Genomic DNA, 20,421 nt, shown 5'->3' with positions numbered 1-20,421 from the left:
CCCCGCACTACCGTGAAGAAATGACGCCGCCCCCGAAACCCCCACCCCCCGCGGACCTCCTCATCACCGGCTGCACCGCCCTGACCCACGGCCCGGGCGGCGAGATCATCTTCGTGGACGACGCGGTGATCGTCGTACGGGACGGAGTCATCGCCTCCGTCACAGCGGCCGACACGGCTGAAGCCGCCACCCCCGAAGCCGCCACCCCCGAAACGCGGCACCCCGACACCCGGCACCCCCGCCCCGTCGAACACATCGACGGCCGCGGCACCATCGCCCTCCCCGGCCTCGTCAACTGCCACACCCACACCCCGATGGCCGCCCTGCGCGGCCTCGCCGAGGACCTGCCGGCCCACGCGTGGTTCAACGACTGGATCTGGCCCATCGAGTCCAACCTGACCGAGCGCACGGTCGGGCTCGGCGCGCGGCTCGCCTGTGCCGAGATGATCCGCGGCGGCGTCACCACCTTCGCGGACCACTACTTCGCCATGGACACCGTGGCCGACGTCGCCGAGAAGAGCGGCCTGCGTGCCGTCCTCGGCCAGGCCTACTTCACCTCGCAGGGGCCGAAGGGACGCGCCGCCTCCCTCGACTTCGCGCTGCGGCGGCGTGGCACCGCCGACGGACGCATCACCACCTGCCTCGCCCCGCACGCCCCGTACACCGTCGACGACACCGACCTCGCCGCGACCGCCGATCTCGCCCGCGAACACGGGCTGCTCGTCCACATCCATGCCGCCGAGAACCGGGAACAGACCGCGAACAGTCTCGCCCGGCACGGCCGCACGCCCATCGAGGTCCTGGAGCGCGCCGGGCTCCTCGACGGTGACCTCCTCATCGCCCACGCCACCGGCCTCGCCCCCGCCCGCGACCTGCCCGCGCTGCGCCGCGCCGGCGGACGCGTCGCCGTCGCCTCGGCGCCCCGCGGCTATCTGAAGTTCGCCTGGGACGCCACTCCCGTACGGGCGTTGCGCGAGGCCGGCGTCCCGGTCGGCCTCGCCACGGACGGTGCCGCGTCCAACAACACCCTCGACGTATGGGAGTCCATGACGCTCACCGCGCTCGTCCAGAAGCACGCGGAGAACGACCCCACCTGGCTCACCGCCCGCCAGGCCCTGGACCACGCCACGCTGCAGAGCGCGCGAGCCGTCGGCCTCGGGCGGGAGATCGGGAGCCTCGCCGAGGGGCGGCGGGCCGACATCATCCTCGTGGACCTCAGCGGCCCGCACACCCAGCCCGTGCACGACCTGGCCGCCACCCTCGTGCACAGCGCCCGCTCCGGGGACGTACGCACCACGATCGTGGACGGCAGGGTCCTGATGCGCGACCGCGTACTGCTGACCCTCGACGTGCCCGAGACGGTACGGGAGTTGGGCGAACTGCTGCCCGAACTCGTCGACCGGAGCCACGGCAGGCGCGTCCAGGAGTACGACGGCTGACCGCGTCCCCCGCCGCACCTCCGGCCTCTCCCGCCCATACTTTCTCGGTGCTCCTTAGGTTTTCTCGTCCGGGAGCGATGAGTTCCGCGCGCCCCGCCGGTCCACCCTTCGCTGAGGTACGCGCCCGAAGGGTGGAGGAGACACGACATGGGACTTCCGGACATCGTCACACGCGAGGAGTGGCTGATCGCGCGGGAGGAGTTGCTGGCCAAGGAGAAGGCCGCCACCCGCGCGCGCGACGCGCTCAACGCCGCGCGGCGCCGACTGCCGATGGTGGAGGTCGACAAGGAGTACTACTTCGACGGCTCCGACGGGAAGGCGACGCTGCTCGACCTCTTCGACGGCCGGGAGCAACTGATCGTCTACCACTTCATGTTCGCCCCCGAGTGGGAGGCGGGCTGCCGCAGCTGTTCCGCCTTCCTCGACCAGATCGGGCACCTCGCGCATCTGCGGGCCCGCGGCACGAACTTCGTCGCTGTCTCCCGCGCGCCCTACACCGCGCTCCTCACGTTCAAGGCCCGCATGGGCTGGACCGTGCCCTGGTACTCGACGCACGGCGGCGACTTCAACCATGACTTCGGCGCCTTCTCCGCCGAGGAGCCGTGCGATGTCCCCGCGATCAACTGCTTCCTGCGGGACGGCGACCGCGTCTTCCACACGTACGCGACGTTCGCCCGCGGCCTGGACGGCCTCGGCTCCACCACGAGCCTGCTGGACCTCACCGCGCTCGGCCGGCAGGAGGAGTGGGAGGAGCCGAGAGGCCGGGCGTCGGCGCTCGGGGCCCCGGCGGGCAGCGCGCGGGTGCGCTATCACGACGAGTACGAGGACTGATCCCCCCCCCCGGATACCCCCGGACCCGCACGGGAGCACGTCGGGGACACCCGGACAGGCCCCGGAGGAGCCCCGGAAAAGCCCGGGAGATGCCGCAACTCTGTGTCAGTTCGGTCACGCCGCGAGTCCTGGAGGGCACCGCCGGCGTTCTTCTCCGTACAGAGACCGCGCCGAACCACACCACACGGGGGCAGGAACATGACGAACGGACGAATGGTGCTGGAGCGTTTCCCCGCGGGCGGGCCCCGCGGCTCATGGCCCGCGGAGGAGTTCGCGCGGGCCCGCCGCGCGGAGGGGCAGCCCGCGGAGGTCGTGATGGACCTCGCCTCCGACGCCTTCTTGGTGGTCGTGCGCGTCGCCGAGCCGGCGGAAGTCGCGGCGGCCGCGTAGACCGCCCGGCCCGCGCCTCGGCTCCGGGGCAGTGCCAGCACGGCAAGGCAGGGCAAGGCGTCACGCGCCCAAGGCAGGCAGGCCCGCGCCAAGTGCTATGCGGTGAAGGCCCGTGACCACCCCGGCGTCGTCCCCGTCGCCCGGCACACCGCCAGGTAGAGGGGGATCGGCGGGGTGTAAGGCACGTCGCCGTCGGGGCAGTTGATCAGCACCGGGCGGCGCCGGCCGCCGTCGCGCACCACCGCGCCCGCCGAGTAGGCGGCCGCGGCGGGCCACTCCATGGCGACGTCGGAGTCCGCGGGCACGATCCACCACCAGCGCGGCCCGTCCTCGTACACGCACCCCACGCGGGGCAGCCGGGACATCAGGCGGGGCCCGAGCCCCGCCGGTACCGCCACCGCGTCACGGCCGAGCGGTTCGGTCATGCCCTCGGGCAGATCGAGCCGCAAAGGCGGTGGTGGCACAGCCCCGGCGAGCTGCCGTCGCCTGGAGAGCCGGACCAACGTATTCAGATTCAACGGCCGCACCGTACCCGCGCTCACATGCCCCCCGCCCGCATCACTGCCACGCTCGACTCACCCGTTCTCCGCATCCTCGGCACCGGCGTGCTGGTCCACGCCGGTCACGATGCTTTTGCCGACACCGCCGTGCTGGTCCACGCCGGCCGCGGCCGGTCTACGCGACCCGCGACGCCTCCGCCGCCGTCCGGCGCAACTCCGCCCACACCGTGCGCCCGACTCCGGGCCCCGCTTCGTGGACGCCCCACGCGCTGCTCACCGCGTCGACGAGGAGCAATCCCCTCCCGTGCTCCTCATCTGCCCCCCTGTGCACGGGGCGCGGCACAGTTGGCCCGCACCCTTCGTCACTCACGGATATCCGCAGCTTCCCCGAGTCCGCGCAGAGCTCGCAGACGATCCACCGGCTCGTGGTGTGCGCCACGGCATTGGTGACCAGTTCGGAGAGGACGAGTGCCGCCGCGTCGCAGGCGTCGTCGTCACGCACCGCCCAGACGCCGAGCTGCGCCCGCAGCAGGCGTCTGGCCTGCGCGACGGAGTTCGGCTGCGGGGCGAGGGTGAAACTGACGCAGACCTCGGCAACGCTCACAGGACGTGCCTCGGCGAGATCACCAAGACGGCCTTCGGCGGCTTCGGTTCCTAACGGCGCGGGCGGAGTCACGCTCTCCACTATCGCCCCGCCCGGAACACCTTGGCAAGAGCCACTCTGAAAAGTGCACAGTGGCATGTTCCTCCGGGACCGCGCATGGCACACTGCTCGCAACGACTCTCGGTGCCGTGTGCTTGAGTCGTGGCAACGCGCAGTCAGGTGGAGGTAGGAGACGTGAGCGAACCGCGGTCCGCGCCGACCGTCGGCCAGGTCGTTCTCGGTCGTCGCCTACAGGACCTGCGGGAGAGCGCCGGCCTGAAACGCGAGGAGGCGGCGAAGATCCTGCGCGTCGCCCCGGCCACCGTGCGCCGCATGGAGACGGCCGAGGTCGCGCTGAAGATCCCGTACCTCCAACTGCTCCTGAAGGCCTACGGCGTCGCCGACGACGAGGCCGACTCCTTCGTGGCCCTCGCCGAAGAGGCGAACAAGCCGGGCTGGTGGCAGCGGTTCCACGACATCCTGCCGGGCTGGTTCAGCATGTACGTCAGCCTGGAGGGCGCGGCCAGCCTCATCCGCTCCTACGAACCGCACTTCGTGCCCGGCCTGCTCCAGACCGAGGAGTACGCGCGCGGCGTGATGCTCTCCGGCGCCATCGGCCAGACCCGGCCCGCGGACATCGAGCGGTACGTGGCGCTGCGCATGGAGCGTCAGGCGCTGCTCACCCGCGAGGACGCGCCACGGCTGTGGGTCGTGATGGACGAGACCGCGCTGCGCAGGCCCGTCGGCGGCCCCGAGGTGATGCGCGCGCAGCTCGACCGGCTGCTCGAAGCCACCGAGATGCCCCATGTCACGCTCCAGGTCGCGCCGTTCGCGGCGGGCCCGCACCCCGGAACGTACGGACCGTTCGTGCTCTTCCGCTTCGCCGTGGCGGAGCTGCCCGACATGGTCTACAGCGAGTACCTGACCGGCGCCGTCTACCTGGACGCGCGCAAAGAGGTGGCCACCCACCTGGAGGTCATGGACCGCATGGCGGCGCAGGCCGCCACGGCACAACGCACGAAGGACATCCTCCGGGACGTCCGCAAGGAGCTGTGACATGGACCGACATCGAGCCGGAACGCGCCCCGCCGGTCCGCGTTCGCCCGGAGCCCGCGACGACTCGCGCGCGGAGTCACGCGCAGAGTCTCGGATCTACAACGGCATGCCCGCCCGCGACCTCGGCAGCGACGGCTGGCACAAGCCGTGGAGCGGCGGCAACGGCGGCAACTGCCTGGAGGCCATGAAACTGGACGACGGCAGGGTCGCGGTGCGCCAGTCGGCCGACCCCGACGGTCCCGCGCTGATCTACACGCACGGGGAGATCAACGCCTTCATACAGGGGGCGAAGGCCGGCGAGGCGGACTTCCTGCTGTCGTGAGACCACACTGTTCTTCTCCGCCGACCACAGGGGGTACGGATGACCGACCCGTCGTACATCGACACCAGTAAGCCGCACCCCGCACGGATGTACGACTGGTTCCTGGGCGGCAAGGACAACTACCCGGTGGACGAGGAGATGGGCCGCCGGCTCGTCGCCATGGACGGGCGGGTCCTGACGACCGCGCGGGCCAACCGCGCGTTCATGCAGCGCGCCACGCGCTGGCTCACGACCCAGGGCGTCCGGCAGTTCCTGGACATCGGCACGGGGATACCGACCGAGCCGAACCTCCATCAGATCGCCCAGGGGATCGCCCCCGAGACCCGCGTCGTCTACTGCGACAACGACCCCATCGTCCTCGCCCACGCCGAGGCGCTGCTCCGCTCGACGCCGCAGGGCGTCACCGAGTACATCCAGGCGGACTTCCGCGAACCGGAGAAGATCCTCGAAGAGGCCGCCCGCGTCCTCGACTTCGGCCGGCCGATCGCCCTGTCGCTCGTCGCGCTGCTGCACTTCATCGCGGACGAGGACGGCGCGTACGAACTGGTGGACCGTCTGATGAGCGCCCTCCCGCCGGGCAGCCACCTGCTCCTGTCGCACGGCACGGGCGAGTTCACCCCGGACACGGCGCGGCAGGCGGCGGAGCTGTACAAGGCGCGCGGCATGACGCTGGCCCTGCGCACGCGCGCGGAGGTGGAGCGCTTCTTCGAGGGGTACGAGATGGTGGACCCCGGAGTGGCGGTCGTCGACCGCTGGAAGCCGGACCTGGGCGAGACGGCACCGGAAGCGGGGGAGGGGCCCACGCCGGCGTACGGGGCGGTGGGGCGCAAGGTCTGACCTCTGGGCAGGGCACCTGAGGGCAGGGCACCTCAGGGCAGGGCACCTCAGGGCAGGGCACCTCAGGCCAGGGCGAGGATGAAGCACGCCGCCGCGGCGAGCGAGGCCACGCCGCGGACGTGGTTCCACGCGGTCCATTCACGCACGTACGCGCGCCAGTACGCCGCACCCTCCGCGCTCTCCGGGTCGACCTCGGCGAGGGCGTCGTTGCGCGGGATGTTCGCGGCGACCGTCACGCCGAACGAACCGACGAGATGCAGCGCGCAGCCGAGCAGCAGCGCGAAGGTGCCCTCGTCCGGCCAGAGCACGAACGTCACGACGGCGAGCACCGCGCAGAGCCCTGTCGCCCCCAGGAACACGGTCATGAACGCGGGGTTGACCGCGGTGACGTTCACCGAGTTCATCGCGGCGATGCCCTGGGCGGGCGGCAGCGCGGCCAGGCCCTTCATCACGAAGGTCGAGAACGCGGCGAAGGCCCCGGCGGTGAGACCGCAGGCGAGCGCCCCCAGCACGGTGAGGACGAAGTACGGTCCGTCGATCATGGCAACTCCCGCGTGCTGAGGGCCGGCAGGTCATGGCGGCCGTTGCGTCGAAGGGCGGGCCGCGAGTGATCCTGCACGGCGCGCCGTCTCCCCACAAGTCAATTGCCGGGAGCGGTCGGCCATACGTACGGCTCGCGGGTGCGGGCGTGGACGTCCCGGTGCGGCGCGGCGGGGGGAGGGGGCGGTCGGCCGCGCGGCCGGGCCGGGGCGTCGCGCCACCTCCGTAGCGTCGTCTCCACCGAAGGCGCGATCCTGCGCCGCGCCTCGCCGCGCGGCACCCCGCTCATCAGCAGCCGGTCGTACGGCGTATCGGCGTGCCGCACCGCGGCGATGACCGCCGTCACCGCCGCCTCCGAGAGGGCCCGCCCCGCCGCGCTGCGCCCCACCCGCCCTCTGCCGCGGACGGACGCGTGCGTGGCCATGGCGAGGGCGCGCTCCGCAGGGCAGCCGGGGAAGAGGCGTCGGATCTCACCGGCGAAGGCCGCGGTGAACCGCACGTCCTCCGCGGCACGGCGCACCGCGTCCCGCGTCCCGCGCCCTGCGCCGTGCCCGTGCCTCCGCGTCGGCGAGGCACCGCGCCTCGGCACGGGCGAGGGCCGCCTCCTCGACGAGCACGCCCTGTCGTTCGTACCGGGCGCGGCGCCGGTGGAAGCGGACGACGACCGCGGAGAGCCGACCGGCCTCGCGGGCCCGGCGCGTGAGCGCGGTGTCGCCGCGCGGCAGGTACACGAGGTGCCCGAGGTCGGCGCAGTCCAGGCAGCGCGGTTCGCCGCGTTCGAGGACCAGCAGTGGCAGCGGCCCGGACCGGCACTCCGCGCAGTGCCGCCGCTTCAGGGGCTGGAAGACCACGGGGCCGCGGCCGCACGGAGGACTCGCCATGCCCGTCTCATTCCCCGAATCATCCTTGAGTCGTCCCCGTATCACCCCCGAGTCGTCCCGGGCTCGTCCCCGACTCGTCCCCTGACCTGCCGCCTCGGCGGGTGGTCGGGGCGCGGCGGCATCATGGGCCTGTGCGACTCGAACCGATCACCTGGGAACGCCTGGCCGACACTCTCGCCGACCGCCTGCTCGACCTGAAGCCGGCGGACGGAAGCCTCTGGCCGCGCGTCGCCGTGGACGGGGCACCGGCCGGCGGCACGGGCGACCTGGCGCGGCGGGTGAGCGACGCGCTGCGCCTGCGCGGGCGGACCTCCCTCGTGGTCGCCACCGAGGGGTTCCTGCGACCGGCGTCGCTGCGCCTGGAGTACGGGCATCAGGACGTGGAGGCCTACTACAGCGGGTGGTTCGACACCGGGGCGCTGTGGCGCGAGGTCCTCGGGCCGCTGGACCCGGGCGGGACGGGCCGGATTCTGCCGGATCTCTGGGACCCGGCGACCGACCGCGCGACCCGCAGCCCCTACGTCCGACTCCCGCCGGGCGGTGTGCTGTTGCTGCACGGCCCGCTGCTGCTGGGCCACTGGTTCCCGTTCGACCTGACGGTGCACGTACGCCTCTCCCCGGGCGCCCTGCGACGGCACACACCGGAGGGCGAGCACTGGACGCTCCCGGCCTTCGAACGCTACGAGACGGAGACGGACCCCGCGGCCACGGCCGACGTGGTGGTGCGGGCGGACGACCCCCGGCATCCGGCGTGGAGCGGTTGAGGCTGGGTCCGGCGGCGGCGGGCGGCAGGGGGCAGACGGCGGGCAATCGGCGGCGGGCGGTGGGCTTGGCCGACCCCCACCGCCTGCTCCGGATGCGGGGCTCCGGGGACGCCACGAGAATGAGGGGCGCCGGGACCAGCGGCGCGCTCGCGCCGCTCCGGACACTGCCCGGCCACGGGAGGTACCGATGACCACCGCCGGAGACATCATGCACAAGGGAGCCCAGTGGATTCCCCGGCACGAGACCCTGGACCGCGCCGCCCAGCTGATGCGCGAACTCGACGTGGGCGCCCTGCCCATCGCTGACGAGAACGAACGGCTCTGCGGCATCCTCACTGACCGCGACATCGTGATCGACTGCGTGGCCATGGGCCACGATCCCTCCCAGGTCACCGCGGGCGACATGGCCAAGGGCACGCCCCGCTGGATCGATGCGCGAGCCGACATCCACGACGTCGTCGAGGAGATGGAAGGCCACCAGATCCGCCGCCTGCCCGTGATCGAGAACAAGCGGCTCGTCGGCATGATCAGCGAGGCGGACCTGGCCAAACACCTCACCGACGCCCAGCTCGCGGGCTGGGTCGAGCGGGTGTACGCCAAGAACTGACGCCCGCGCGACGGCGCCTTCGCACCCGGACCGTTCCGGCCCGGCCGCCTCGCCCGGCTACAGCCAGCCGCTGCGCCGGAACCCGCGGTACAGGGCGAAACAGATCGCCGCCACCACGCTCATCACCAGGGGATATCCGTACTGCCAGTGCCGTTCGGGCATGTGGTCGAAGTTCATGCCGTACATGCCGCAGACCATCGTCGGCACCGCGATGACCGCGGCCCAAGCGGTGATCTTCCGCATGTCCTCGTTCTGCGCGACGGTCACCTGGGCGAGATGCGCCTGGAGGATGGAGTTCAGCAACTCGTCGAAAGCGGCGATCTGCTCGGTGGCCCGCTTCAAGTGGTCGTCGACGTCCCGGAAGTACGCCTGTATCTCCGGGGCGATGACGCGCATCGGCTGGGTGGCCAGCACCTGGAGCGGGCGGCCCAGCGGGACCACCGCGCGCTTCAGCTCCAGCAGTTCGCGCTTGAGCTGGTAGATGCGGCCGGGGTCGAGCCGCTCGCCGTCCGGGGCGAAGACGGCCGTCTCGACCTGGTCTATGTCGGACTGCACCGCGTCCGTCACCGCGAGGTAGCCGTCCACGACATGGTCCGCGATGGCGTGCAGCACCGCTGCCGGGCCCTGGGCGAGCTGCTCGGGCGCGCCTTCCAGTTCCTCGCGCAGGGGGCCGAGCGAACCGTGCCGTCCGTGCCGGACCGTGATGACGAAGTCGCGGCCCACGAAGACCATGATCTCGCCGGTGTCCACCACCTCGCTGGTCGCGGTCATCTCGATGTGCTCCACGTAGCAGACCGTCTTGAATACGGCGAACAGCGTGTGGTCGTACCGCTCCACCTTCGGGCGCTGGTGCGCGTGCACCGCGTCCTCCACGGCGAGCGGGTGCAGGTCGAAGAGGTCGGCGACGCCGGCGAACTCCCGCTCCGTCGGCTCGTGCAGACCCAGCCAGACGAAGCCGTCGTCGGTCTTGCGGACGTGCTCCACCGACTCGACGAGGTCACGGCCGACGGGCTGGCGCACCCCCTCGCGGTACGTCACGCAGTTCACCACCGAGGAGCCCAGCGGGGAGCGGGCCGGGTGGCTCAGGTCGACGCGCGCGCCGCGGCGGCCGAGGCGGGCCACTCTGCGCAGCCCACCGACCTTCCGCAGGCTTCCGACCTTGCCCAGGCTTCCGACTTTCCGCAGGTTGCCTGCCATCGACATGTGGGGCTCCTCGCGCTGATGACGTGACGTGTCAGTCTGCCAGGAGAGCCGCCCCCACTGCTGAGCCCTGTGGGAACGGAGCATTCCGCTCTGGAATGGCCCGGGAATGACCGGTTCTGCTACCGGGGTGCAAGCCGGGCAAATGGGATGATCGGCGCATGACGCGTATCGACGGTCACCTCCTCGACCCCCGGCGGCTCCCCGACCCCCGACAACTCTCCGACGCCCGGCAGGCCGAGTCGAAGCAGCGCTTCGCCGCCTACGCCGCCCTCTTCGACCCCACCACCTTCGGACACATCGAACGCCTCGGCATCGGCCCCGGCTGGCGCTGCTGGGAGGTCGGAGCGGGCGGCACCTCCGTGATCTCCTGGCTTGCCAAACGGGTCGGTCCCACCGGCAAGGTTTTGGCGACGGACATCGACACGTCCTGGCAGACCAGGGCCGCGCGCTCGCCCCTGGAAGTGCGTACGCACGACGTCGCCGCCGACCCACCGCCCGTCGAGGCCTTCGACCTCGTGCACGCGCGGCTCGTCCTGGGCGAGGTGGCCGACCCGGAGCAGGCCCTGAAGTCGATGCTCAAGGCGCTGCGGCCGGGCGGCAGGCTGCTGGTCGAGGAGGCCGATCCCGCGCTTCAGCCGCTGGCCTGCCCCGACGACCACGGCCCCGCGCAGGAGTTGGCCAACCGGCTGCGTCACGCCGTACGCACGCTGCTCGCGGAGCGCGGCGTGGACCTCACGTACGGCCGCAGGCTGCCCCGGCTGCTGCGTGAGGCGGGCCTGCGGCAGGTGGGTTCCGACGCGTACTTCCCGCTGGTCTCACCGGCCTGCGCGGCCCTGGAGACCGCGACGCTCCACCAACTGCGCCCGGCCCTGATCGAGGCGGGCCTGACCACCCCCGACGACTTGGACCACCACCTGTCCAACGTCACCTCAACCCCCCTCGACCTGGCCGCCCCACCCCTGATCTCAACCTGGGGCAGAAAACCCTGACACCCCCTCACCCCGCGCCCCAGAAAGGGGCGCGGGCCCATGCCCCCCTGCCTCCCGCCCCTGAAAGGGGCGCGGGGAACTGCGCGCCCAGCCCACGACAACCCGCACACGCCCCCATGCCAAGACCCGCTGTCTCCTGGGCGTGCCCCTCCACCCGGCAGAGCCTCCCTGGACGCCCGCCCCTGGAAGGGAAACGCGGGGAACTGCGCGCCCAGCCCACAACAACCCGCACACACCCCCAAGCCCAAGCCACCCCCACCCCTCCCCGTCAAGACTCCGGCGGCCGACCCCCCACCCGCCCCACAGCCACCGCCCCCGCCCGACACCCTTCCCCCACAGCCCCCACCAGCCCCACCCCCCGCACCCGCGAAGCGACAAACGCCCCGGTGAACGCATCACCCGCCCCCGTCGTATCCCGAACGCACACCCCCACAGAAGCCACCCGCCCCACCACATCACCACCCCGCGCCACCACCGCCCCCTCCGCCCCCGCCGTAACCACCACCACGGAGAACAGCCGACTGAGAGCCACCGCAGAGTCCGCCACAGCCCCCGCTCCCACCCCCGCGAGCAACTCCGCCTCCCCCCTGCTGGGCATCAGCACCGTCACCCCCTCCACCGCGGCCAAGAACCGCCCCACGCCCCACTCCCGCAGGAACCTCACCGACGCGGGGTCGACACTCACCGGCACCCCCCGCGCCCGCGCCTGCGCCATCGCCACCCCGGCCACCGCCCGGCTCGACTCGGCGAAGAACAGGTAGCCGGACAGATGCAGCCACGCCACGCCGTCGAGCAACTCCGGCGCCCAGTCCTCGGGAGAGAGCCGCAGCGAGGCCCCGCTGTCCGTGAGGAACGTGCGTTCGGCCCCGGCGCCCCCGTCCACCAGGCAAATCACCGTCCCCGTCGGCGCCTCCGGGTCGACCACCAGCCGAGGCCGCACCCCCGCGCGCGTGAGCGCCGCCTCGTGCCAAGCCGCGGAGTCCGCACCGACCCGCCCCAGGAGGCGTACGTCGGGGCAGCCCCAATAAGCGGCCCAACACGCCACGTTGGCCCCCGCACCGCCGGGCACGGCACGGATCGCCGCGGCCGTATCGGTGCCCGGTGCGATCGGCGTACGGTGCCGGGCGACGATGTCCGTGACGACATCCCCGACAACGAGCAGACGCCCCACCGGACCCAGGGCGGGCCGCGCCACCCCCCGCACCGTCTGCGCCCCCGTCACTCGCACCGCCCCGCCCACGCCCCCGCGATCCGCCCCGCAAGCCGTACGTTGCCGCGCACCGCCGCGAGGTTGGCCTCCAGTGACGCCCCCTCGGTCCGCCGCACCAACTCGTCCAGCAGGAACGGCGTGATCGCCTGCCCCGTGACGCCCCGCTCCTCGCACACCCGGAGCGCCTCGTCGAGCACGCGCGCGTGGAGCACGGGATCGAGCTGCTCGGCCGTCGGCACCGGGTTCGCCACGATCAGCGCCGACTCGGGCCCGCCGACCGCGTCCTGCGCCCGCATCACCGCGGCGACCTCGCCGGGCGTCTCCAGCCTCCAGTCCACGCCGTACCCGGAGTCGGCCAAGTAGAAGCCGGGGAAACGGTTCGTCCGGTACCCGGCGACGGCGACCCCCAGCGTCTCCAGCCGCTCCAACGTCGCCGCCACGTCCAGGATCGACTTCACGCCCGCGCACACCACCGTGACCCGGGTGCGGGCGAGCAGCCCCAGGTCGGCCGACTCGTCCTGCGTCACCGTCCACTGCCGGTGTACGCCGCCGAGCCCGCCCGTGGCGAAGACCCGCACCCCGGCGCGGGCGGCCAGCAGGGCAGTGGCCGACACCGTGGTCGCCCCGCTCGCGCCCGTCGCGACGGCCAGCGGCAGGTCGCGGTGGCCGAACTTGCGGATGCCGTCCTCGTTCGCGACCCGCTCCAACTGCGCCGCGTCGAGGCCGACATTGAGGCGCCCGTCCAGGACGGCGATCGTCGCGGGGACGGCGCCCTCCCCGCGTACGACGGCTTCCAGGTCCTTCGCCACCTGGAGATTGCGCGGCCGCGGCAGGCCGTGCGCGATGATCGTGGACTCCAGGGCCACCACGGGCCGCCGCTCGGCGACAGCTTTCCGTACCTCGTCGGACACCACCAGCACGGGCCTGCCTCCTGCCTGTCGGGTCTCCCCTCATCCCTGGCGGGCGGCGCGCCTCGTCAAACCCCGCCGGGCGCGGAGAAGACCGACCCCGGCCGGGGCGCCGCGCGGGCCCCGGCTAAGGTGACCGGCCATGACCACGAATGATCAAGCCGCCGCGTCTTTCGCCGTGCACATCCCGGACGTCGAACTGGAGGCCGAACCGCTCGACCCGGAGCAGATCGTCTCCGGCGACCCGGTGGTGACCGGCAAGGTGCTGTGGGAGTCCGCCGACGGCAAGCAGCTGCGCGGCATCTGGCAGATCACACCGGGCGTCGTCACCGACACGGAGGCCAACGAACTCTTCGTGGTCGTCAGCGGCCGGGCCACCGTCCAGGTCGAGGGCGGCGACACCCTGGAGATCGGCCCCGGCGACGCGGCCGTGCTGCGCGAGGGCGACCGTACGACGTGGACGGTGCACGAGACGCTCCGCAAGGCGTACCACATCACGCTGCCCTGACCTCTGCCTCGGCTGCCCTTAAGGGGCGGGGGCAGGCCATTGAGGGGCCTTTGAGGGCCTTTGAGGGGCGGGGTCACGCCTTCTTGGCCGACACCGCCCTGCGTACGGCGAGCGCGGCCATCGGCAGCAGGACGCAGACCCCTACGAGGTTGAGCCAGCCGTAGCTGGCCCGGGCGACGATCAGGCCCGCGAGCGCCCCGCCGATGCCCGCCGCCGCGTTCATCGTGAGGTCCGAGAGGCCTTGCACGGCGGCCCGGGCGGGCTGCGGCACCGAGTCGGTGAGCAGCGCGGAACCGGAGACCAGGCCCGCCGACCAGCCGAGGCCGAGCAGGAAGAGCCCGGCGGCGGTCTGACCGTGGCTCGGCCCCGCGGTGCCGGCGAGCAGCGCCGCGCAGCTCAGCAGCCCCACCGTCAGGCCGATCACGGACAGACGACCGAACTGGTCGGCCAGCCAGCCCATCACCGGCGAGAACGCGTACATGCCCGCGATGTGACCGCTGATGACCAGCCCGACCAGTTGCAGGCTCGCGCCGTGGTGACCCAGGTCGACCGGGGTCATCACCATGATCGAGACCATCACCGTGTGCGAGACAGCGACCGTCACCAGCGCCAGGCGCGCCATCGGGGAGGCGGCCACGGCGGCGATGCCGGCCCGCAGCGAGCGGCTCTGCGCTGTGTCGTCCTCCTGTGGGGCCAGGGCGCGGGCGGTGAGCAGCGGATCGGGTCGCAGCAGCACCGCCACCACGAGCGCGGCGACCGCGAAGATCCCGGCCGCGAAGAGGAACGGGCCCGCTGTCTCGGGGATGGCGGTGTCGGCGAAGACCCGGCTCGTCGGCGCGGCGATGTTCGGGCCCAGGACCGAGCCGATGGTGGTGGCCCAGATGATGAGGGAGATGGCGCGGCCCCGCCGCTCGGGCTCGGCGAGGTCGGCCGCCGCGAAACGGGCCTGCAGGGTGGCCAACGACCCTCCGCCGAAGGCCGCCATGCCGAGCAGCAGCAGCGGGAAGCTCTCGATGACCGAGGCCAGCACCACGAGCCCCGCGCCGAGCGCGCCCGTCGCATAGGCGAGGACGAGGCCCGGCCGTCGCCCGCGTGACGTCATCAGCGCGGCGAGCGGCAGCGAGAGCAGGGCCGTACCGGCCACGGAAGCGGTGGGCGCGAGACCTGACAGGGCCTCCGTCCCGCTCACCTCGGTGGCGAGCACCGGGGCCAGCGCGATGCCGATCGGGATCGCGAGCCCGCCGAGGATCTGACTGGCGATCAGCACCGCGGTCGTACGACGGCGCAGGCCGGGCAGTGCCTCCGGCGCGGGTATGTCAGGAGCGTCGAGGGTCTTGGTCACCGACGCAGTGTGCCAGGGGCTCCCCGGCCGCGAAACAGCGCAGACGTGAAACCGAGCAGACGTGAAACTGCGTAGACGCGGGGCGCGGGGCGCGGGGCACGGACGCACGTGGCACGAGACACGGACGCGGGACGCGGGGCACGGACGCCGGACACGAGGCACGGACGCCGGACACGGACGCGAGGCACGGACGCCGGACACGAGGCACGGACGCCGGACACGGACGCGAGGCACGGACGCCGGACACGAGGCACGGACGCCGGACACGGACGCGAGGCACGAGACGCGGACCCCAGCAGAGTCAGCCAGAAGCACAAGGCGCCCCCGCCACACGGTGACCTCAGAACAGCGGCTGAGGCAGCACCCCCTCCAGCGCGAGCAGCTGCCGCTTGGTCTCCAGGCCCCCGCCGAAGCCGCCGATGCCTCCGTCGCTCTCCACCACGCGGTGGCACGGCACCACGACCGGCAGGGGATTGGCTCCCATGGCGATGCCGACGGCCTGGGCGGCGCCCGGCTGCCCGACGCGGCGGGCCAGGTCGCCGTAGCCCACCACCGTGCCGAACGGCACCCCGGAGGCCAGCTCGCGCAGCACCTGGCGGTTGAAACCGGAGATCAGCGACCAGTCCAGCGGCAGCTCGAAGGCCCGCCGCTCGCCCGCGAAGTAGGCCGCGAGCTGCCGTATCGGCTCGGCGAGCAGCGGTGACCCCGGTGCCCGCACCGGCTCGGCCCCCAGCCGGGAGCCGAGCCGGTCCACGGTCGCGTCGCGCACGTCGTCCGTGGCGTGGAAGGCCACGGTGACAAGACCGGTGCCGGTGGCGGCGAGGAGCAGCGGGCCGATGTCGCTGCCGACGACGGCCCACACGGCCTGCCGTCGCTCCGGCCCCCGGCCCGCGTCCGGCTCCCCACCCGGGCCCGCACTCGGCCCCCGGCCCCGCTCCTCCGCATTGGCGTTCATGCGGACCACCGTACGACCGGCCACTGACAACGCGGCCACGTCAGCCGCGGGCAACGCCTCGCGTCAGTGGTCGCGCAGCGCCTTGCGTACGACGTCGGGCGTGTTGGTGATGATCCCGTCCACACCGAAGCTCGCGGCGCGCCGCGCGTTCGCCGCGTCGTTGACGGTCCAGGTGAAGATCTCCAGGGGCTTGCCGTGCGGCCCCTTGAACGCGTGGATCGCGGCGACGTACGCGGTCGAGATGGAGGTGTGCGTCGAGTTGATCTGGTCGGAGAACTCCGCGTACGCGGGCAGGTCGGCGATCGAAGGGGTGCCGAGGAAGCCCGTCTTCACGTCGGGCCGCAGCTTGTGCACGGTCCTCACGCTGTCGGCGCTGAAGCTCTGGATGACGAGCTTGCTCTTGACGTGGTGCTTGTCGAGCCAGCCCGTCTCGCGGAGCACCCGCAGGCCCTGCTTCTCGATGCCCGGGTACAGCTCGGGCTTCTTGAACTCGAAGACGAGCTTCTGGTGGTTGCGCGAGACCCGGCGCATGTACTGCGCCAGGGTCGGCACGCGCTCACCCGCGTACTTCGGGCTGAACCAGCTGCCCGCGTCGAGCTTCGCGATCTCGGCCGCCGTGAAGTCCTTGACCTTCCACGGGGAGCGGCCGGGGAAAACCTCCTCCACGTTCGTCGTCCGCTTCAGGTTGTCGTCGTGCATGATCACCAGCTCGCCGTCCTTGGTGCGCTGGACATCGTTCTCCACCCAGCGGAACCCCATGTCGCGCGCCTTGTCGATGGCCGCCAAGGTGTTCTCCGGGGCGTAGGCGGAGGCACCGCGGTGGGCCACCACCAGCGGTCTGTCGTGGTCGCCGGTGGCCGGCGCCGCCGGGGTCCGCGCGGCGGCGGGGGCGGTGGGGAGGACGAGTGCACCGGCTCCCAGAAGGGCGGCGGTGGCGGCAGCGGCAGCGCGTGCGTACACGGGTACTCCTCGCGTCGTTGAGATCGCGGACCGGTCGAGAGTGACAGTCCACGGCCAACGACAAACAGGTGCAGGATGGCCACAGGTTGAACGAAGTCACCACGGTCGAGGACCCCGCGCGCGGGTAACGCGATTCTTTGCCGGAAAATCGTTCGGACGTCCAAATTGAGCTTTACTCTCAGCCTCGACCAACGGTCTCTACAGATGGCCGACGGTAGGGGGTGCACAGGGCGTTCCACGGCATTTGGGCACGACAGGCGGAAGGGCTACCGCGCATGCAGGGCACGGTCGACGGGTTCAGCTACGGAGTCGTCACCCCGGTGGTGGCCTACGTCATGGCCTGCCTCGGAGGAGCGCTCGGGCTGCGCTGTACGACCAGATCGCTGCTCGTCACCCACTCCTGGCGGCCCGGCTGGCTCGCGCTCGGCTCGGCCGCGATCGGCTCCGGCATCTGGACCATGCACTTCGTGGCGATGATGGGCTTCACCGTCAAGGAGGCGCCGATCCACTACGACAAGGCGCTGACCTTCGCGAGTCTCGCCGTGGCCATCGTCATGGTCGGCATCGGCATCTTCATCGTCGGCTACCGCGGCGCGACCGGCACCGCCCTGTTCACCGGCGGGACGATCACAGGCCTCGGTGTGGCCTCGATGCACTACCTGGGAATGGCCGGTATACGTCTTCGCGGGACGCTGGAGTACAACACGCTCACCGTCGCCGCGTCCGTGGTGATCGCCATGGCGGCCGCCACCGCCGCGCTCTGGGCGGCCGGTCAGGTGAGGGGTTTCCTGTGGAGCCTCGGCGCGAGCCTCGTCATGGGGCTGGCGGTCAGCGGCATGCACTACACCGGGATGGCGGCCCTCAGCGTCCACCTGCACGGCCCCGACACGGCGCTGCCCGGTGACTCGCCCGCCGAGATCCTCGCCCCGATGATGATCGGCCCGCTCGCCTTCCTGCTCCTCGCGGGCGTCATCGTGATGTTCGACCCGCTGATGGTGATGGGCGGCCGGCGGCAGCCGGACCCCCGGGGCGGGAGCGCCGGCCGCCGGCCGGAACCGCGGAGCGGCGCGTACCCCGGCCGCCGCCCCCGCCCGCCCTACCCCGCCCCGCGCCCGGGCGACCGGCACGCCCCCGGAACCCGCCGCGGACCCGGCCGGCGGCCCGGCTCGCGCACCCCGCAGAACTGGTGAGGGGGCGCCGCTGAGTCCCCGATCCCGCCCGGTTGTCAGTGCGGGGTCGTACGGTGGATTCCATGCGGCCCGTATCCAAGATCGAACGCACGGTGGCACCTTTCGAGGTCGTCAGTCCGTATCAGCCCAGCGGCGACCAGCCGGCGGCCATCGCCGAGCTGGAGCGACGCATCCGCGCAGGTGAGAAGGATGTCGTCCTCCTCGGCGCGACCGGCACCGGCAAGTCGGCCACCACCGCGTGGATGATCGAGAAGCTTCAGCGCCCCACCCTCGTGATGGCGCCGAACAAGACCCTGGCCGCCCAGCTGGCGAACGAGTTCCGCGAACTCCTCCCGAACAACGCCGTCGAGTACTTCGTCTCGTACTACGACTACTACCAGCCCGAGGCGTATGTCCCGCAGTCGGACACCTACATCGAGAAGGACTCCTCGATCAACGAGGAAGTGGAGCGCCTGCGCCACTCCGCGACGAACTCGCTGCTGACCCGCCGCGACGTCGTCGTGGTCGCCTCCGTCTCCTGCATCTACGGCCTCGGCACCCCGCAGGAGTACGTGGACCGGATGGTCCCGCTCAAGGTCGGCGACGAGATCGACCGCGACCAGCTGCTGCGCCGCTTCGTGGACATCCAGTACACGCGCAACGACCTGGCGTTCACCCGCGGCACCTTCCGCGTCCGCGGCGACACCATCGAGATCTTCCCGGTCTACGAGGAGCTGGCCGTCCGCATCGAGATGTTCGGTGACGAGATCGAGGCGCTCTCCACGCTCCACCCGCTCACCGGCGAGGTCATCAGCGACGACGACCACCTCTACGTCTTCCCGGCCTCGCACTACGTGGCGGGACCGGAGCGCCTGGAGAAGGCGGTCAACGGCATCGAGAAGGAGCTCGCCGAGCGCCTCGCCGAGCTGGAGAAGCAGGGCAAGATGCTGGAGGCCCAGCGCCTGCGCATGCGCACCACGTACGACCTGGAGATGCTCCGCCAGATCGGCTCCTGCTCCGGCGTCGAGAACTACTCGATGCACTTCGACGACCGCGCCCCCGGCACGGCCCCCAACACCCTCCTCGACTACTTCCCCGAGGACTTCCTCCTCGTCCTGGACGAGTCGCACGTCACGGTCCCGCAGATCGGCGCGATGTACGAGGGCGACGCCTCCCGCAAGCGCACCCTCGTCGACCACGGCTTCCGGCTGCCGTCCGCCCTGGACAACCGCCCCCTGAAGTGGGAGGAGTTCCTCGGCCGCATCGGGCAGACGGTCTACCTCTCCGCCACCCCGGGGAAGTACGAGCTGTCGCGCGGTGACGGCTTCGTCGAGCAGATCATCCGCCCCACCGGCCTCGTCGACCCCGAGGTCGTCGTCAAGCCCACCGAGGGCCAGATCGACGACCTGGTGCACGAGATCCGCACGCGCACCGAGAAGGACGAGCGCGTCCTGGTCACCACCCTCACCAAGAAGATGGCCGAGGACCTCACCGACTACTTCCTGGAGCTGGGCATCCAGGTCCGCTATCTGCACAGCGACGTCGACACCCTGCGCCGCGTCGAGCTCCTGCGCGAGCTGCGCTCCGGGGAGTACGACGTCCTGGTCGGCATCAACCTCCTCCGGGAGGGCCTCGACCTGCCCGAGGTCTCCCTGGTGGCCATCCTGGACGCCGACAAGGAGGGCTTCCTGAGGTCGGGCACCTCCCTGATCCAGACCATCGGCCGCGCCGCGCGCAACGTCTCCGGCCAGGTCCACATGTACGCCGACAAGATCACCCCGGCGATGGAGAAGGCCATCGACGAGACGAATCGCCGCCGGGAGAAGCAGATCGCGTACAACAAGGAGAGGGGTATCGACCCGCAGCCGCTGCGCAAGAAGATCAACGACATCGTGTCGGCGATCGCGCGCGAAGAGGTCGACACCGAGCAGCTCCTCGGCTCCGACTACCGCAAGCCGAAGGCGGGCAAGGGCGCCAAGACGCCGGTGCCCGCGCTCGGCGGCGACGCGGCCAAGGCGGGCGGCGGGGCGACCGGCACCGCCAAGGGCAAGGCCAAGGGCAAGAAGGGCGGGCAGACCGTCCCCACCGACCGCCCCGCGGCCGAACTGGCCGAGCAGATCGAGGAGATGACGGAGCGCATGCGCGCGGCCGCCGCCGACCTCCAGTTCGAGATCGCCGCGCGGTTGCGCGACGAGGTGTCGGAGATGAAGAAGGAACTGCGGCAGATGAAGGAGGCGGGCCAGGCCTAGGAACACCCCCGGGGCCCAAGAGCACCGCCGGGGCCTGCAAGTACGCCCTGGGGAGGGGGGAATCGCCGTACTGGCCGGTCTGTTGCAAGACCGCCACAAAGTGCGGTCCGCCGTACGG

Annotated in this window: 21 protein-coding genes and 1 pseudogene; 12 read left to right on the top strand and 10 right to left on the bottom strand. The window is 71.9% G+C overall.

Going from position 1 to position 20,421, the window contains the following annotated elements; translation table 11 throughout:
- Nucleotides 1-20 precede the first annotated feature (20 nt).
- The 3 genes from J2N69_RS08305 to J2N69_RS08295 all read left to right on the top strand — a co-directional run bounded on the left by J2N69_RS08305 (nucleotide 21) and on the right by J2N69_RS08295 (nucleotide 2,660).
- Nucleotides 21-1,439: an amidohydrolase gene (locus J2N69_RS08305; RefSeq protein WP_230900159.1), complete on the top strand. Its 1,419-nt coding sequence runs from the start codon at nucleotides 21-23 to the stop codon at nucleotides 1,437-1,439.
- Between the two features lie 147 nt (nucleotides 1,440-1,586).
- Nucleotides 1,587-2,270: a DUF899 domain-containing protein gene (locus J2N69_RS08300; protein WP_230900158.1), complete on the top strand. Its 684-nt coding sequence runs from the start codon at nucleotides 1,587-1,589 to the stop codon at nucleotides 2,268-2,270.
- A 198-nt stretch (nucleotides 2,271-2,468) separates the two neighbouring features.
- On the top strand, nucleotides 2,469-2,660 hold the full coding sequence (locus J2N69_RS08295; protein ID WP_230900157.1) for a hypothetical protein: 192 nt from the start codon (nucleotides 2,469-2,471) through the stop codon (nucleotides 2,658-2,660).
- A 95-nt stretch (nucleotides 2,661-2,755) separates the two neighbouring features.
- Here the strand turns inward: J2N69_RS08295 and J2N69_RS08290 are convergent, their stop codons facing one another.
- Both J2N69_RS08290 and J2N69_RS08285 read right to left on the bottom strand, forming a co-directional pair.
- Nucleotides 2,756-3,172, bottom strand: coding sequence for a hypothetical protein (locus J2N69_RS08290; RefSeq protein ID WP_230904635.1), 417 nt, complete (start codon nucleotides 3,170-3,172; stop codon nucleotides 2,756-2,758).
- Nucleotides 3,173-3,335: 163 nt separating this feature from the next.
- Complete coding sequence (locus J2N69_RS08285; protein WP_230900156.1) at nucleotides 3,336-3,764, bottom strand: ATP-binding protein; 429 nt, start codon at nucleotides 3,762-3,764, stop codon at nucleotides 3,336-3,338.
- Between the two features lie 234 nt (nucleotides 3,765-3,998).
- On the opposite strand from J2N69_RS08285, the gene J2N69_RS08280 reads away from it, so the two are divergent.
- Genes J2N69_RS08280 through J2N69_RS08270 form a run of 3 tightly spaced genes read left to right on the top strand, consistent with a single transcriptional unit; the run spans nucleotide 3,999 to nucleotide 6,018 of the window.
- The gene (locus tag J2N69_RS08280) at nucleotides 3,999-4,859 is read left to right on the top strand and encodes a helix-turn-helix domain-containing protein (protein WP_230900155.1); all 861 of its coding nucleotides are present in this window, start codon (nucleotides 3,999-4,001) and stop codon (nucleotides 4,857-4,859) included.
- Between the two features lies 1 nt (nucleotide 4,860).
- Nucleotides 4,861-5,181, top strand: a complete 321-nt coding sequence (locus J2N69_RS08275; RefSeq protein ID WP_230900154.1) for a DUF397 domain-containing protein — start codon at nucleotides 4,861-4,863, stop codon at nucleotides 5,179-5,181.
- Between the two features lie 39 nt (nucleotides 5,182-5,220).
- Complete coding sequence (locus J2N69_RS08270; protein WP_230900153.1) at nucleotides 5,221-6,018, top strand: SAM-dependent methyltransferase; 798 nt, start codon at nucleotides 5,221-5,223, stop codon at nucleotides 6,016-6,018.
- Between the two features lie 62 nt (nucleotides 6,019-6,080).
- Here the strand turns inward: J2N69_RS08270 and J2N69_RS08265 are convergent, their stop codons facing one another.
- Nucleotides 6,081-6,560: an anthrone oxygenase family protein gene (locus J2N69_RS08265; RefSeq protein ID WP_230900152.1), complete on the bottom strand. Its 480-nt coding sequence runs from the start codon at nucleotides 6,558-6,560 to the stop codon at nucleotides 6,081-6,083.
- Nucleotides 6,561-6,658: 98 nt separating this feature from the next.
- Nucleotides 6,659-7,439, bottom strand: a pseudogene (locus J2N69_RS08260) (DUF2293 domain-containing protein).
- 131 nt (nucleotides 7,440-7,570) lie between these two features.
- Between J2N69_RS08260 and J2N69_RS08255 the strand changes: the two are divergent.
- Both J2N69_RS08255 and J2N69_RS08250 read left to right on the top strand, forming a co-directional pair.
- Nucleotides 7,571-8,203 carry a nucleoside/nucleotide kinase family protein gene (locus J2N69_RS08255; RefSeq protein ID WP_230900151.1) on the top strand — a complete coding sequence of 211 codons (633 nt, stop codon included), beginning with the start codon at nucleotides 7,571-7,573 and terminating at the stop codon, nucleotides 8,201-8,203.
- A gap of 187 nt (nucleotides 8,204-8,390) precedes the next feature.
- Nucleotides 8,391-8,810, top strand: a complete 420-nt coding sequence (locus tag J2N69_RS08250) for a CBS domain-containing protein (protein ID WP_230900150.1) — start codon at nucleotides 8,391-8,393, stop codon at nucleotides 8,808-8,810.
- A 57-nt stretch (nucleotides 8,811-8,867) separates the two neighbouring features.
- Here J2N69_RS08250 and J2N69_RS08245 read toward each other — a convergent pair whose 3' ends face one another.
- On the bottom strand, nucleotides 8,868-10,013 hold the full coding sequence (locus J2N69_RS08245; protein WP_230900149.1) for a magnesium and cobalt transport protein CorA: 1,146 nt from the start codon (nucleotides 10,011-10,013) through the stop codon (nucleotides 8,868-8,870).
- Between the two features lie 158 nt (nucleotides 10,014-10,171).
- Between J2N69_RS08245 and J2N69_RS08240 the strand changes: the two genes are divergently transcribed.
- Nucleotides 10,172-11,002, top strand: a complete 831-nt coding sequence (locus J2N69_RS08240) for a class I SAM-dependent methyltransferase (protein WP_230900148.1) — start codon at nucleotides 10,172-10,174, stop codon at nucleotides 11,000-11,002.
- 268 nt (nucleotides 11,003-11,270) lie between these two features.
- Here the strand turns inward: J2N69_RS08240 and J2N69_RS08235 are convergent, their stop codons facing one another.
- Together J2N69_RS08235 and J2N69_RS08230 are read right to left on the bottom strand one after the other, a co-directional pair.
- Entirely contained in the window at nucleotides 11,271-12,224 is a 954-nt protein-coding gene (locus J2N69_RS08235) for a carbohydrate kinase family protein (protein ID WP_408056687.1), read from the bottom strand.
- A complete protein-coding gene (locus J2N69_RS08230; protein ID WP_230900147.1) occupies nucleotides 12,221-13,132 on the bottom strand; it encodes a pseudouridine-5'-phosphate glycosidase in 912 nt (303 codons plus the stop codon). The genes J2N69_RS08235 and J2N69_RS08230 overlap by 4 nt, the downstream gene beginning before the upstream one ends.
- Nucleotides 13,133-13,262: 130 nt before the next feature.
- Between J2N69_RS08230 and J2N69_RS08225 the strand changes: the two genes are divergently transcribed.
- Nucleotides 13,263-13,628, top strand: a complete 366-nt coding sequence (locus J2N69_RS08225; RefSeq protein ID WP_127913342.1) for a cupin domain-containing protein — start codon at nucleotides 13,263-13,265, stop codon at nucleotides 13,626-13,628.
- Between the two features lie 73 nt (nucleotides 13,629-13,701).
- Here the strand turns inward: J2N69_RS08225 and J2N69_RS08220 are convergent, their stop codons facing one another.
- The 3 genes from J2N69_RS08220 to J2N69_RS08210 form a co-directional block, all read right to left on the bottom strand.
- Entirely contained in the window at nucleotides 13,702-14,970 is a 1,269-nt protein-coding gene (locus J2N69_RS08220; RefSeq protein ID WP_230900146.1) for an MFS transporter, read from the bottom strand.
- 340 nt (nucleotides 14,971-15,310) lie between these two features.
- Entirely contained in the window at nucleotides 15,311-15,925 is a 615-nt protein-coding gene (locus J2N69_RS08215; RefSeq protein ID WP_230900145.1) for a methylated-DNA--[protein]-cysteine S-methyltransferase, read from the bottom strand.
- Between the two features lie 63 nt (nucleotides 15,926-15,988).
- On the bottom strand, nucleotides 15,989-16,885 hold the full coding sequence (locus J2N69_RS08210) for a glycerophosphodiester phosphodiesterase family protein (RefSeq protein WP_230900144.1): 897 nt from the start codon (nucleotides 16,883-16,885) through the stop codon (nucleotides 15,989-15,991).
- Between the two features lie 275 nt (nucleotides 16,886-17,160).
- On the opposite strand from J2N69_RS08210, the gene J2N69_RS08205 reads away from it, so the two are divergent.
- Both J2N69_RS08205 and uvrB read left to right on the top strand, forming a co-directional pair.
- Nucleotides 17,161-18,075, top strand: coding sequence for an MHYT domain-containing protein (locus J2N69_RS08205; RefSeq protein ID WP_230900143.1), 915 nt, complete (start codon nucleotides 17,161-17,163; stop codon nucleotides 18,073-18,075).
- Nucleotides 18,076-18,137: 62 nt separating this feature from the next.
- Nucleotides 18,138-20,303, top strand: coding sequence for an excinuclease ABC subunit UvrB (uvrB, locus tag J2N69_RS08200; protein WP_230900142.1), 2,166 nt, complete (start codon nucleotides 18,138-18,140; stop codon nucleotides 20,301-20,303).
- The last annotated feature ends 118 nt before the right edge of the window (nucleotides 20,304-20,421 follow it).

The organism is Streptomyces huasconensis (assembly GCF_021028635.1).
Lineage (GTDB): Bacteria > Actinomycetota > Actinomycetes > Streptomycetales > Streptomycetaceae > Streptomyces > Streptomyces huasconensis.
The sequence above is the reverse complement of the archived record's forward strand: the minus strand, read 5'-3'. Positions and strand labels throughout refer to the sequence as shown.

Excerpts from the sequence above, each read along its gene's own strand:
- J2N69_RS08305 (WP_230900159.1), top strand. The coding sequence starts at position 21 with ATGACGCCGCCCCCGAAACCCCCACCCCCCGCGGACCTCCTCATCACC.
- J2N69_RS08300 (WP_230900158.1), top strand. The coding sequence starts at position 1,587 with ATGGGACTTCCGGACATCGTCACACGCGAGGAGTGGCTGATCGCGCGG.
- J2N69_RS08295 (WP_230900157.1), top strand. The coding sequence starts at position 2,469 with ATGACGAACGGACGAATGGTGCTGGAGCGTTTCCCCGCGGGCGGGCCC.
- J2N69_RS08275 (WP_230900154.1), top strand. The coding sequence starts at position 4,861 with ATGGACCGACATCGAGCCGGAACGCGCCCCGCCGGTCCGCGTTCGCCC.
- J2N69_RS08270 (WP_230900153.1), top strand. The coding sequence starts at position 5,221 with ATGACCGACCCGTCGTACATCGACACCAGTAAGCCGCACCCCGCACGG.
- J2N69_RS08265 (WP_230900152.1), bottom strand. The coding sequence starts at position 6,560 with ATGATCGACGGACCGTACTTCGTCCTCACCGTGCTGGGGGCGCTCGCC.
- J2N69_RS08250 (WP_230900150.1), top strand. The coding sequence starts at position 8,391 with ATGACCACCGCCGGAGACATCATGCACAAGGGAGCCCAGTGGATTCCC.
- J2N69_RS08245 (WP_230900149.1), bottom strand. The coding sequence starts at position 10,013 with ATGTCGATGGCAGGCAACCTGCGGAAAGTCGGAAGCCTGGGCAAGGTC.
- J2N69_RS08240 (WP_230900148.1), top strand. The coding sequence starts at position 10,172 with ATGACGCGTATCGACGGTCACCTCCTCGACCCCCGGCGGCTCCCCGAC.
- J2N69_RS08225 (WP_127913342.1), top strand. The coding sequence starts at position 13,263 with ATGACCACGAATGATCAAGCCGCCGCGTCTTTCGCCGTGCACATCCCG.
- J2N69_RS08215 (WP_230900145.1), bottom strand. The coding sequence starts at position 15,925 with ATGAACGCCAATGCGGAGGAGCGGGGCCGGGGGCCGAGTGCGGGCCCG.
- J2N69_RS08205 (WP_230900143.1), top strand. The coding sequence starts at position 17,161 with ATGCAGGGCACGGTCGACGGGTTCAGCTACGGAGTCGTCACCCCGGTG.
- uvrB (WP_230900142.1), top strand. The coding sequence starts at position 18,138 with ATGCGGCCCGTATCCAAGATCGAACGCACGGTGGCACCTTTCGAGGTC.